The 11,498-nt window shown below is 64.6% G+C and carries 11 protein-coding genes and 1 pseudogene; 6 read left to right on the top strand and 6 right to left on the bottom strand.

The genetic code is table 11. The features are described 5' to 3' along the window. The 5 genes from KBZ15_RS09420 to KBZ15_RS09400 form a co-directional block, all read left to right on the top strand. Positions 1-1,876 (top strand): 4Fe-4S dicluster domain-containing protein (locus KBZ15_RS09420; protein ID WP_255014933.1); only part of this gene is annotated, 1,876 nt, incomplete at its 5' end. Beyond that, positions 1,873-2,904, top strand: coding sequence for a dihydroorotate dehydrogenase-like protein (locus KBZ15_RS09415; protein ID WP_255014932.1), 1,032 nt, complete (start codon positions 1,873-1,875; stop codon positions 2,902-2,904). The genes KBZ15_RS09420 and KBZ15_RS09415, both read left to right, overlap by 4 nt. Next, complete coding sequence (gene hypD, locus KBZ15_RS09410; RefSeq protein WP_396123430.1) at positions 2,901-3,971, top strand: hydrogenase formation protein HypD; 1,071 nt, start codon at positions 2,901-2,903, stop codon at positions 3,969-3,971. Before KBZ15_RS09415 ends, hypD begins: the two co-directional genes overlap by 4 nt. A gap of 9 nt (positions 3,972-3,980) precedes the next feature. After that, on the top strand, positions 3,981-4,976 hold the full coding sequence (gene hypE / locus KBZ15_RS09405; protein WP_255014931.1) for a hydrogenase expression/formation protein HypE: 996 nt from the start codon (positions 3,981-3,983) through the stop codon (positions 4,974-4,976). Positions 4,977-5,080: 104 nt separating this feature from the next. Then, entirely contained in the window at positions 5,081-5,314 is a 234-nt protein-coding gene (locus KBZ15_RS09400) for a DUF3136 domain-containing protein (RefSeq protein WP_255014930.1), read from the top strand. On the opposite strand, the gene KBZ15_RS09395 is transcribed toward KBZ15_RS09400, so the two are convergent. The 5 genes and pseudogenes from KBZ15_RS09395 to KBZ15_RS09375 all read right to left on the bottom strand — a co-directional run bounded on the left by KBZ15_RS09395 (position 5,311) and on the right by KBZ15_RS09375 (position 9,429). Continuing rightward, positions 5,311-5,820: a hypothetical protein gene (locus KBZ15_RS09395; RefSeq protein WP_255014929.1), complete on the bottom strand. Its 510-nt coding sequence runs from the start codon at positions 5,818-5,820 to the stop codon at positions 5,311-5,313. The two genes, KBZ15_RS09400 and KBZ15_RS09395, sit on opposite strands and share 4 nt — an antisense overlap. 81 nt (positions 5,821-5,901) lie before the next feature. Then, positions 5,902-7,377 (bottom strand): methyl-accepting chemotaxis protein, encoded by a 1,476-nt coding sequence (locus tag KBZ15_RS09390; protein WP_255014928.1) that lies wholly within the window; start codon positions 7,375-7,377, stop codon positions 5,902-5,904. 297 nt (positions 7,378-7,674) lie between these two features. Beyond that, positions 7,675-8,208: a cupin domain-containing protein gene (locus KBZ15_RS18550; RefSeq protein ID WP_255014927.1), complete on the bottom strand. Its 534-nt coding sequence runs from the start codon at positions 8,206-8,208 to the stop codon at positions 7,675-7,677. Between the two features lie 61 nt (positions 8,209-8,269). Further along, positions 8,270-8,548 (bottom strand): annotated as a pseudogene (locus tag KBZ15_RS18660) (cupin domain-containing protein); the annotation flags it as partial. 206 nt (positions 8,549-8,754) lie between these two features. Next, complete coding sequence (locus KBZ15_RS09375) at positions 8,755-9,429, bottom strand: cupin domain-containing protein (protein WP_255014925.1); 675 nt, start codon at positions 9,427-9,429, stop codon at positions 8,755-8,757. On the opposite strand from KBZ15_RS09375, the gene KBZ15_RS09370 reads away from it, so the two are divergent. Further along, the gene (locus KBZ15_RS09370) at positions 9,403-9,675 is read left to right on the top strand and encodes a hypothetical protein (RefSeq protein ID WP_255014924.1); all 273 of its coding nucleotides are present in this window, start codon (positions 9,403-9,405) and stop codon (positions 9,673-9,675) included. The genes KBZ15_RS09375 and KBZ15_RS09370 overlap by 27 nt on opposite strands. A gap of 913 nt (positions 9,676-10,588) precedes the next feature. On the opposite strand, the gene KBZ15_RS09365 is transcribed toward KBZ15_RS09370, so the two are convergent. Beyond that, positions 10,589-11,377, bottom strand: a complete 789-nt coding sequence (locus KBZ15_RS09365; RefSeq protein WP_255014922.1) for a DUF3800 domain-containing protein — start codon at positions 11,375-11,377, stop codon at positions 10,589-10,591. Positions 11,378-11,498 lie beyond the last annotated feature (121 nt).

Here is an 11,498-nt window from a genome sequence, read left to right as displayed (position 1 = left end):
GGTGATGCAGGCCTGCTTCTGTGCCCTCAGCGGCGTGCTGCCGCGCCAAGAGGCCCTCGCCCGGATTCGCCACTCGATCGAAACCAGCTACCGCCGCAAGGGTGAGGCGGTGGTGGCAATGAACCTGGCCGCCCTCGATGCCAGCCTCGAGCAGCTGGTGCCCCTCGATTGGACGAGCCTCGACGGGCCCGCCTGCCTGCCAGCGCCAGAAGACCGTCTCGCCGCGGCGCCCGATTTTGTGCGCGAGGTGATCGGGCCGATGCTGGAGCGCCGCGGCGATGCCCTGCCGGTGAGCGCCCTGCCCTGCGACGGCACCTGGCCGGTGGGCACGGCCCGCTGGGAGAAGCGCAACATCGCCGCCGAGGTGCCCGTGTGGGAAACGGACCTGTGCGTGCAGTGCGGCAAGTGCGTGCTGGTGTGCCCCCACGCGGTGATCCGCGCCAAGGTGGGCGCCCCGGAGGCCTTCGCCGCAGCCCCCGAGGGCTTCCGCACTGCCCCCGCCCGCGACCCCGCCTTTGCCGGCCAAACCTTCACCATCCAGGTGGCCGCCGAAGACTGCACCGGCTGCGCCCTATGCGTTGAGGTGTGCCCCGCCCGCGACCGCAGCGAGCCGAAGCGCAAGGCGATCAACATGGCGCCGCAGCGACCGTTGCGAGAGCAGGCCCGCGGCAACTGGGACTTTTTCCTGCAGCTGAGCGAGGTGCCCCGCGCCGAGCTCAACTTGCACAAGATCGGCCAGCAGCAGCTGCAGCAGCCCTTGTTTGAGTTTTCCGGCGCCTGCGGTGGCTGCGGTGAAACGCCTTACCTCAAGCTCGCCTCCCAGCTGTTCGGCGATCGGATGCTGATCGCCAACGCCACCGGTTGCAGCTCGATCTACGGCGGCAACCTGCCCACCACCCCCTGGAGCGCCAACGCCGAGGGGCGGGGCCCGGCCTGGAGTAATTCCCTGTTTGAAGACAACGCCGAGTTCGGCTATGGGATGCGGGTGGCGCGCGACCAGCAGCGCCAGATGGCCCTCGATCTGCTGGAGCGGTTGGTGGGCCAACTTGAGCCTGCCGAGTTCCCGCCCCTCCTGGCCGCGGCGATCCGCAACGCCGATCAAGGCGATGAGGCCGGCATCGTTGAGCAGCGCCAGCGGGTGGCCGAGCTCAAGGCGCGCTTGGCGGGCATGGAGCAGCCCGAGGCCCGCCAGCTGCTGGAGCTGGCCGATGCCCTGGTGAAAACCAGCGTCTGGCTGGTGGGCGGCGATGGCTGGGCCTACGACATCGGCTTCGGCGGCCTCGACCACGTGCTGGCCAGTGGCCGCGACGTCAACGCCCTGGTGCTCGATACCGAGGTGTACTCCAACACCGGCGGCCAGGCCTCCAAAAGCACCCCCCGGGGGGCGGTGGCCAAGTTTGCCGCCGCCGGCAAGGCGGCCCCCAAAAAAGACCTGGGCCTGATGGCGATGACCTACGGCACCGTCTATGTCGCGAGTGTGGCGATGGGGGCCCGCGACGAGCACACCATCCGCGTTTTTCTGGAGGCCGAGAGTTACCCGGGGCCTTCGCTGATCATTGCCTACTCCCACTGCATCGCCCACGGCATCGACATGGCCCAGGGCATGGCCCACCAGAAGCTGGCGGTGGATTCGGGCCGCTGGCTGCTCTACCGCTACGACCCGCGCCGCGCCGAGCGGGGCGAGACTCCCCTGCAACTCGACAGCCCGGCGCCAAAGCGCTCGCTCAAGGAGGCGATGGAGCAGGAAAACCGCTTCCGCATGCTGCGCTACAGCCAGCCGGAGCGGGCCCAGGCCCTGGTGCGCCAGGCCCAGAAAGAGCTCGAATGCCGCTGGGCCACCTACCGGGCCCTGGCCCAGCCAGCCCCCAAGCCATGATCCCCGACCTCACCACCACCTATCTCGGCCTGGCCCTGCGCAGCCCCCTGGTGGTGGGCGCTGCCGCGCCCCTCAGCGAGGAGCTGGCCCAGCTGCAGGCCCTGGAGCGGGCCGGGGCGGCGGCGATCGTGCTGCATTCGCTGTTTGAGGAGCAGATCGAGCAGGAGCAGCTCGACCTGCACCGCCATGCAATGGCCGGCGCCGATAGCTATGGCGAGGCGCTCAGCTACGTGCCGGAGCCCTCGATCTTCCATGGCGGGGAAGACCTCTACCTGCGCCATCTCGAGCAGGCCCGCCAGCATCTGGCGGTGCCCGTGATCGCCAGCCTCAACGGCACCAGCGGTGGCCGCTGGGTGGAGTCGGCGCGGCGGATCGAGGCGGCGGGCGCCTCGGCCCTGGAGCTCAACATCTACGCGATTCCCACCGACCCGGAGCTCTCCAGCGCCGCCATCGAAGCCGAGCTGGAGGAGATCGTGCGCCAGGTGCGCGCCGAGGTGCGTTTGCCCCTGGCCGTGAAGCTCAGCCCCTTCTTCACTAACCTCAGCTCCATCGCCAAGCGCCTGGCCGCGGCGGGCGCCGATGGGCTGGTGCTGTTCAACCGCTTTTACCAGCCCGATATCGACATCGAGACCATGGAGGTGCGGCCCAACCTGCTGCTTTCCACCCCCCACGACCTGCGCCTGCCCCTGCGCTGGATCGCCCTGCTGCATGGCCGCCAGCCCTTGGATCTGGCCGCCAGTGGCGGCGTGCACCGGGGCACCGACGTGGTGCGGCTGTTGATGGCGGGGGCTGCGGTGACCCAGGTGGTGGGGGCGCTGCTGCGCCACGGCCCCGAGCGCTTGGCGGGCCTGGAGGAGGAGCTCTCCATCTGGCTGATGGAGCACGAGGTGGCCAGCGTGGCGGAGCTGATCGGCTGCATGAGCCAGCAGCGCTGCCCCAATCCGGCCGAATACGAGCGGGCCCAATACATGCGCGCCATCCAGGGTTACCGCCCCGCCGATGCCCGCCAGGCGCCGGGCCCCTGGTGAGCGCAGATCTGTCAGCCCAGCTGGCCGCCAGCGCCAGCCGCCCCTGGACGGTGATGGAGGTGTGTGGCGGGCAAACCCACGCCATCCTGCGCTGGGGGCTCGACCAGTTGCTGCCGCCAGGGCTGCGGCTGATCCATGGGCCCGGCTGTCCGGTGTGTGTGACTCCGGCTGAGCTCATCGATGGGGCCCTGGAGCTGGCGGCCAGGCCGGAGGTGATCCTCTGCTCCTACGGCGACATGCTGCGGGTGCCAGGCAGCGCCGCCGGCGCCGATCTGCTCGGCGTGCGGGCCGCCGGCGGTGATGTGCGCCTGCTCACCTCGCCCCTGCAGGCCATCGCCCTGGCCCAGGGCTCGCCCGCTTGCCAGGTGGTGTTCCTGGCGGTGGGTTTTGAAACCACGGCACCGGCCACGGCCCTGCTCTTGCGCCAGGCGCGGCAGCTGGGGCTGGCCAATCTCAGCGTGCTGCTGGCCCATGTGCGTGTGGCGCCAGCGATGGAGGCGCTGCTGCAGGATCCCGCCAACCAGGTGCAGGGCTTTCTGGCGGCCGGCCACGTGGCTGCGGTGATGGGCACCGCCGAGCTCAGCGAGTTGGTGGCACGCCAGCGGGTGCCGGTGGTGGTGACGGGCTTTGGGCCGGCCGATGTGATGGCGGGCCTGCTGCAGCTGGTGCAATTGCTCGAGGCCGGTACCCCGGCCCTCGCCAATGCCTACGGCCGGGTGGTGCGGGAGCGGGGTAACGGTTCGGCCCAGGCCTTGCTGGCAGAAGTGTTTGTGGTGATGGATCGGCCCTGGCGGGGCCTGGGCACCATCGCCGGCGGCGGGTTTGGTTTTGCCCCGGCCTACCGGGGCTTCGACGCCCTGGAGCGCTTTGGCCTGGCCCCGGCCCAGGGCGGGCCCCAGCCTCAGACCCCCTGCATCAGCGGCCCGATCCTGCAGGGTCGCGCCATCCCCCCCGACTGTCCGGCCTTTGGTTCGGCCTGCACCCCGGAGCGGCCGCTGGGGGCACCGATGGTGTCGAGCGAAGGGGCCTGCGCCGCCTACTACCGCTACCGGCGCCAGGCCCCATGAGGGATCGCCATGGGTGAACGCATCCAGCTGGCCCATGGGGGTGGTGGCACCTTGATGCAGCAGCTGATCAACCAGGAGCTGCGGCTCCTCTACGCCGATCCCGCCCAGGTGCTCCACGATGCGGCCCGGCTCGAATTGCCGCCCGGTCCGCTGGCCTTCAGCACCGACGGCTACGTGGTGCAGCCGCTGGAATTTCCCGGTGGTGATATTGGCAGCCTGGCGGTGATCGGCACCGCTAATGATTTAGCGATGGCGGGCGCCCGGCCCCTGCACCTCAGCGTGGCGCTGCTGCTGGAGGAGGGCTTGCCGTTGGTGCTGCTGCGGCGCCTGGTGGCCTCGATGGCGGCGGCGGCTCGGGCTTGCGAGCTCACGATCGTTACCGGCGACACCAAGGTGGTCGAACGGGGTAAGGCTGACGGCATATTCATCACCACCAGTGGTATCGGGGTTGTGCAGGCCCCGACGCCAATTGACCCCACGGCGATTCGCCCAGGCGATCAGCTGCTGGTGAGCGGCGACCTGGGCCGCCATGGGGTGGCAATCCTGGCGGCGCGCCACGGCCTGGCCCTGGTGCCGCCCGTGCTCAGCGACTGCGCGCCGCTCTGGCCCCAGGTGCGGGCCCTGCTGGAAGCCGGGGTTCGGATTCACTGCCTGCGCGACCTCACCCGCGGCGGCCTGGCCAGTGCCCTGCAGGAGTTGGCGGAGGCGGCCGGGGTGGAGCTGGCGATCGAGGAGGGGCGCCTGCCGGTGCTGGAAGCCGTGGCGCGCACCTGTGAGCTGCTGGGCTTTGAGCCCTTGCATCTGGCCAATGAGGGCCGCTTTGTGGTGGTGGTGCCGCCATCGGCCCGCGATCAGGCCCAGTCCCTACTGGCGGCCAGCGGCGGTGCCTGGATCGGCAGCGTGCGGCCGGCCAGCAAGGGAGCGCGGGTGCTGCTCACCACGGCCCTGGGCACCGAACGACTGCTGCTTCCCCTCAGCGGTGAGCTGCTGCCCCGCATCTGTTGAGGCTGAATTGTCCCCGGATGGGGGGATCGGTAAACCGGTGGTTGGGCAGAGAGTAAAGCCTGTGTTCATAAGGGATCTGCCTGGATCCCAAGGTTGCCTTCTCCATGACCGCATCCCCAACCGCACCCGGGCTCACCATCGGTGAACTGGAAGCCAACTACTCCCTTTATTGCAAGGCCATGCGCCTTTTGATTCGGGAGGGTAAAACAATCGCCAAGGTACGTCGCACCGTCTGCTGGCAGCGGCTTGAGATTCTGCACAACTGTCTGCCTAGCCAATACCGCGAGCCCGACTATCTCTTCGCCCTGCTGCAGCGGGAGTTGAAGGCCCAGCTTTAGCTGGCACTCCGCAGCCAGAGGGCCAAGCCCCCGCCCCGGCCGCGGGCGGCCAGCCAGTTGGGCTGACTGGCGATCAGGGCAAAAAAGGGTCGCCGCTTTGGCTGCGGCTGGCGCTGGATCGGTTGCCGCCAGATGCTGCGCGGGCCGAGCCTCAACTCCAGCTCCTCAAACCAGAATTCCAACAGGGGCCGCTTGCCCCGCAGGCTTCCATGGCCGCGAAAGCGCAGCTGGATCGGCCCCAATTGCACGCTGTTTTGAACCGAAAAAAGGGGGCCCCTTGCCGCAGCCGGGCTCTCGTCAACCACGGCGATCGTGAGGCTGGCCTGAAGTTGGCGCAGCAGGGCAGCGGTTGCGCCCAGGGGCTTGGCCTCTGCCTTACTCCAGAGTTGCTCTAGCCGCCAGCAGCCCACCAGCTCGGCCAGGCCAACTCCGCTGCCGCCAGCTCGACTTTGGCGCTCCAGGGCCAGGAGTTCAGCGCCGTTGGGCAGGGCAGGGGGGGATTCCATTCAGGAGATCAAGAGGAGTGCAAGAGGAGTGCAAGAGGAGTGCTAGAGGAGTGCTAGAGGAGCTATTGGGGGTGTGATGCTTCAGCGGAGTGGGCGGGGACGGGATTCCACCATCATCTCGAGGATGCTGACAACATCGCGAAGCCCCTTGGCCTGGGCTGTCAACTCCTCTGCCGCCGCCGAGCCCTCAACGGCCCCTGAGGCCGATTGCTTGGTCACCCGTTCGATCTGATCAATGGCCGCACCGATCCGTTCGATCGCCTGCAGCTGGTCACGGCTTCCCAGCCGTACTTCCTCAACAAGGGAACGCACCTCAGCCGATTGGCCAGCGAGTTCGCGAATCGAGCCGGCCACCTGATCCACCTTCGTCCTGCCTAGCCGCGTGCGGGCACTCGATTCCTCGATCAGAGCTGCCGTTTCGCGGGCCGCCTTGGTGCTCCGCTGGGAAAGGTTGCGCACCTCCTCGGCCACTACTGCGAAGCCGAGGCCAGCCTCACCGGCCCGGGCCGCTTCGACCGCCGCATTGAGGGCCAGGATGTTTGTCTGAAAGGCGATCTCATCAATCACCTTGTTGATCCTGGAGATGCGGTCACTGGCCGCGTCTATTTCTTCCATGGCACCCACCATTTCGGCCAGTTGCCCTGTGGCTTCCTGGAATTTCTGCTGCTCGCGTAACACCAGCTCGCTTGCGTTCTGGGTGCGCCCGGCGTTGCTGGTCGCCATGCTTCCCATCTCCCTTGCCGAACCAGAGATTTCCTCGAGGGCCGCCACCTGTTCCGAGGCCCCATCGGCCAGGTAGCGGCTGGAAGAGGCAACCTGGGAGGCGCCTGTGGCCACAAATCCTGAAGAGGAGGAGAGCTCCTCAATGGCGCCGTGGAGTTTGTTGCCGTGGTGACGCAGGCTGAACCAGGTTGAGATGGCGGCGGTGGAGGCGATCAACATGCCTGCAATCATCACCGAATCGCCCAGCCGACGGGCATTCTCGGCGGTTGTTTCGGTTCTTCTGTCGAGAAGATTCTCAAACTCACCTATAGGATCCATGATGAGTTTCTTGTCGGAGTGATATCTTGGATCGTGCATTATGCGGCGGGCTAAATCCAGATTGGGCGCCGCCTGGCGCGTGTAGCCTCCCATGCCATCAGCAAATCTGCCTTTGACGGCATTCATCGCGATGGTTTCGGTTGTCACTAAAGCGTTTGAGTTATCTTCGGCCTGTTTCAGCTTGGCAAACTCTTCGGCACTAAATCCCTGCTCCTGCATCAGCTTTCGCAGGGGAACCGTCCTGCCATCTGGTCGCGCTTTTCTACCATTGCGCACATCAAGTATGTGCCAGTACTGGTCTTCATAGGCCTTGCTGCCGGTCACTACATAGGTTCGAGCTAACCTGGTGAGTTCGTCTGAGCTGGCCCGCAATTCGTACGCTAACTTCAGCGATTCGTAGCGGTTTGCCTGGGCTTGGTTGACGGATCGTTGGTTGAAGAATGCCAGTATCGAAAGAAGAACGAGCCCAGAGAGTGGTCCCAGCGTGCTCAAACGGAGCAATCGCATCGTGTTCATCAGGGGCTTTCCGCAAGGGCTATGGGCGTGGAATCTCTGCAGACGGCACGCGATAGGCAGATGGCATTCTAATTAATCCTGTGCCTATTGCAAGAGACAATCCCGCCGGTTTTGCTGCCCCCAGCCCCGTGCCCGGGAGTCCGCTAGAAAGTCCACAGTGTGCCAACCCCGCGCATTTCCTAGTGGCAATAAAAGTCCAGCCAGGCGTTCAGATCACTTGGCGGCGGGGAAGGGCTTCACCCCTTATCCCGCCGCTACCACCTCTGCGACGACAGCCATGGGGCACCGGCCCAGAGGCTATTGATGGCTTGGTGCCGCACAGGTTGTCGCACCCGCTGCGCCCCCGGTCTTGCCTGCAGGGGCGTGCAGCTCCACCTGTTCTTGCTCGTTGGCATCGTTGCGAGCCACGATTGCAATTGCAGCCTCGCTGGCGCTGAGGTTCACCGGCATGTGGATAAGGCCCGCCGGGATGAATAGAAAGTCGCCGGTTTGGTTGATCACCGACCTCTCCAGGCACGGCCCGTAGAAGGTTTTTACGCGGCCTGCCAGCAAAAATATCGCCGATTCCGACCCCACATGGCGGTGCGCTGCTGCCTGCCCACCAGGGGGAATCACCACCCTGTTCATCGACAGACCACGGGCACCGCTGTTGGCGCCGGAAATGCCAACAAACTGCTTGAGCCTTTGCTTGCTGCTGCTGGTTGTCAGCGGCCGCACGGTGACGATCTCGTCTGCCGCCTTTTCGTCCGCCGCCTTGTGGGGATTTCCGTTGGGGCCAGAGGCCGCTGGCACCGTGATGGGGCTGCCCTTCGGTGCCACGTAAACCACCACGGACCACCGCTGGCTCAGGACCCAGGCTGACGCCTCGATGCACTTTGTTGACCATTTCGATTATGGCCTGGCCTGGTTGGAGGGATTGGCTGGCGCCGTCGTCGCTTTCGACTCGCAACCTTCCCTGCAGCAACACGCCGGCATTGATCACTGGATGGAAATGGCGGGGCAGGGTTACCCCGGCAGGCACCGTGATGCGCAGCACGGTTACTTCGGCTTGGACATCGTTGAGCTTGGGCAATAGGTCCCCATTCCAGGAGCGATCGCTGCGACTCAGGGTTTCCACCTTCACGCCCAGGGCGGAAGCGCCGGGGCCCTCATCGGCGCGGGCATTTCCCATTCCCGTGCCACCAGTCCAAGCCGCCAAGAACGCCAGGGCCAGCTGCCCCAGTTTGGATTTTCTTTTCATAGGCCTGATTTTCGCCCACAACTGAAGACCCTGTAATCACACTATTCTCACAACCCATTTCACAACCCAAGGCTGTTTTCTGAGAACAGCTCCTGGATGACAAGCGGACCTTGCTGCGGCTGCCGGCCTCAGGCTTCTCAGCCATCGGGCCCCTGGGTAGCCGGCAGATGGCCTGTCTTGACCCAGATGGTGCAGCCCGCATCACTCCAGGGCCGGTGCACGCTGGCGGGCGGGTTGCGCAGCCAGCTGCCCGCCGAATAGGTGCCGTGCTCGTCCTGAAACACACCAGTGAGCACCAGGATTTCCTCGCCGCTGGGGTGGCAGTGGGGTTGAAACATCGTGCCCGGTGCCCAGCGCACCAGGGCCACGTGCTCCGATCCGTAGGCGTGCAGGGGCAGCACCTCCAGCCCCCTCACCAGGCCCGGCAACCAGACGGCTTGGGTGGTGTCGATCACCAGCGGCTGCTGATCGGACGGGTGCATCTGCTGCAGTTTCACCAGGATCGTGCAGCCGCCAGTGCTGAAGGGGGCGTGGCTGGAGCCCACTGGATTGCGCAGGTAGGTGCCGGCGCCGTAATCGCCGTGCTCATCAGAGAAGGTGCCCTCCAGCACCAGTATCTCCTCGCCGCCGCCATGGGTGTGGCGCTCAAAACTGCTACCGGGGGCGTAGCGCACGATCGAGGTGGCCCGGGCCACTTCCCCGCCGCGGCGATCGAGCAGGCGTCGCTCCACCCCCGGCAGGGGCGATGGGGTCCAGTCCAACGCGTTGCTGTCCAGAACGGCGCGTTGGTTGAGGTCGGCATGGAGCTCCATGACAGCGATTCTGCTTCTGCGGGCTTCCGGCAGCGGCTTGATGTGGCGAATCTGCAGGCCCAGGCCGATTCCGTTCCCGCCGAGATCGGCAGCCAAGTGGTCGGCTACCTGAAGACGCTGGAGGAGAAATACGAAATGGTGGCGAAGCGGCTGGCGGTTTTCGCCAAGCCCAATGCCCGCAAGGGACATCCATCAACTTTCGCCCCGGGGCGAGCGAGGCGCACCGCAAGCGCAAAGGGCTCTTAATTAACCGGGAAAGCCGTTTCCTTGAATAAGTGGACGGCGTATTCAAGGTTCGTCCGGGAGGGAGGGTGCCGTGCGGCGCTAGGCCACCGGCCACTACGAGGTCGCCTCGATGGCGTCTCCACCCTGCTTTTCTATAAACGATGTGGTGGAGGTTTCTAGTTACGTGCACCTTGGTCAGCTGGGGCCCCGCGGCGGCATCGGCCATCGTCCTGATTGAAACGCCCCCTGTTGGATTCGAACCAACGACCGGCTGCTTAGAAGGCTGGGGGTGTAATCCTTGTGAAACGCTGCGGTGACTAGTATCAGAGGCTCTAGTGCTTCGAGTGTGAGAAGGCTGGTGAGAAGGTTTGAGGGTTTCGCGCCCTTCGGGGCCCATTGGAGAGGTCCTTTGCTTCGAGCGGCTGTTTCCAATGAAGCTGCTCGATAGGGGGGCGAGTAAGTGCGTGCACACAGTCCTGAGACTCCGGTGGGGGAGTCAGGAGCTCCACAAGCGCTCAGGCCCATTCATCCATGGGGAAAGTCATTTCCTTGAATAATGGGCGGCGACTTCAAGGGGCACCTGTCGGGGCGATGAGGCCCTGCGCGGCGGCCGCTGGCCAGCACAAAGCAGCTCAAGGGCTGAGCGAACTGAGCTTCCCTGTCGCCAGCAAGGCGATCATCAGCGAGGGCGCGGAGCCACTTTGATCAGCCTCGACTACGGATCGACCCTCGGCTGGAGATGTTGAAAAGGGCGGGGCACCGCAGCGATCAAGCCTGCTTAGGCGACGGAGCGGCTGCAATGGCCCATGCCCGCGGGGTGCGCCATGCCTCGTTTGATACGCGATCCACTCTCACTCAAGTGGTAGGGTGTCAACAAGTGGACTGGAAATGTCCGGTCGGCGCTGGGCTCCTGGGTTTCCGGGGGCCTTTCGCTTTATGAAGGAAAGATTTTGAGGCCGTAGCCGCGAGCTTCCCCGTTGGGGCCCTTCCTGAGCTTTGCTTGGATTATGGGATGGGTCCTGTTCGCTTGCCCTGGTCGAAGGTGCATCATCCCCAGGGGGCGAGCTACAAGATCAGCTAGTTGTAGGCCAGCAGCGTTGCATTGTTTGTCTCTCATGACCAAGCGGAAAGGTAGGGATTTGCATTCGTAGTTACGCCCATCGCATATGCGGAGAAACTCTAGTTCCAGCTCGTCATCTTCGCGCTTGCCTCGTCTTTCGACGATTATGTGAGTGCTTTTGCTTTCTTGGCCGTGTTTGCGGAGGTGGTGGTGCAGCCTCTCGAGCGTAAATTGAAGTGCTAGGTGGTAAGGATTGGCTCCTCGCGACGACTGCCGCAAGGCTTTCTTGTCAATAATCGAGGCGATAATTGTGAACTCTGCCTCCTCCAAGACCTTTGTTAAGGCGGGAAAAAACTGATCCCGCGTCTCTGGGTTCTGGAGGATGCTGAAGTCGTGTCGTGGCTTGCGGAGCTCTCTTTCGTGGAGAACGATCTGGTCGTGCCCCCAGAACCTGAATTTAAATTGCTGAAGTGCCGGGCATGCTGCCTGGATGTAGCTTTCTATTCTAAAGACGCAAAGCGCAAGAACAAATATTGGGTATTCCTCGGAGACGTTGTCTAGCGAGTGATCACCGCTCTCGTCCACGAAAACAATGAAATCGCCATGTTGTCCTTGGAGTGATTCGGTTGGCCTCCTGAGATGGGCCTCGTCCGCTATCGACATGCGGTCTTGCGAGTCCCCAGGTAGTGGTTAGTTAATTGTATTGCTTTGGTCGCGTGTCGCCGCATAAAAGATGTGGCCATGCCTCTTTTTATGAATCTCGGGTGAGTTAATCGCGAGTCGG

Source organism: Cyanobium sp. BA20m-p-22, from assembly GCF_024346275.1.
GTDB lineage: Bacteria > Cyanobacteriota > Cyanobacteriia > PCC-6307 > Cyanobiaceae > Cyanobium_A.
Note: the sequence above shows the minus strand (reverse complement) of the source record. Positions and strands in the feature narration are given on the sequence as shown.

Excerpts from the sequence above, each read along its gene's own strand:
- KBZ15_RS09415 (WP_255014932.1), top strand. The coding sequence starts at position 1,873 with ATGATCCCCGACCTCACCACCACCTATCTCGGCCTGGCCCTGCGCAGC.
- hypE (WP_255014931.1), top strand. The coding sequence starts at position 3,981 with ATGGGTGAACGCATCCAGCTGGCCCATGGGGGTGGTGGCACCTTGATG.
- KBZ15_RS09400 (WP_255014930.1), top strand. The coding sequence starts at position 5,081 with ATGACCGCATCCCCAACCGCACCCGGGCTCACCATCGGTGAACTGGAA.
- KBZ15_RS09395 (WP_255014929.1), bottom strand. The coding sequence starts at position 5,820 with ATGGAATCCCCCCCTGCCCTGCCCAACGGCGCTGAACTCCTGGCCCTG.
- KBZ15_RS09390 (WP_255014928.1), bottom strand. The coding sequence starts at position 7,377 with ATGAACACGATGCGATTGCTCCGTTTGAGCACGCTGGGACCACTCTCT.
- KBZ15_RS09375 (WP_255014925.1), bottom strand. The coding sequence starts at position 9,429 with ATGGAGCTCCATGCCGACCTCAACCAACGCGCCGTTCTGGACAGCAAC.
- KBZ15_RS09365 (WP_255014922.1), bottom strand. The coding sequence starts at position 11,377 with ATGTCGATAGCGGACGAGGCCCATCTCAGGAGGCCAACCGAATCACTC.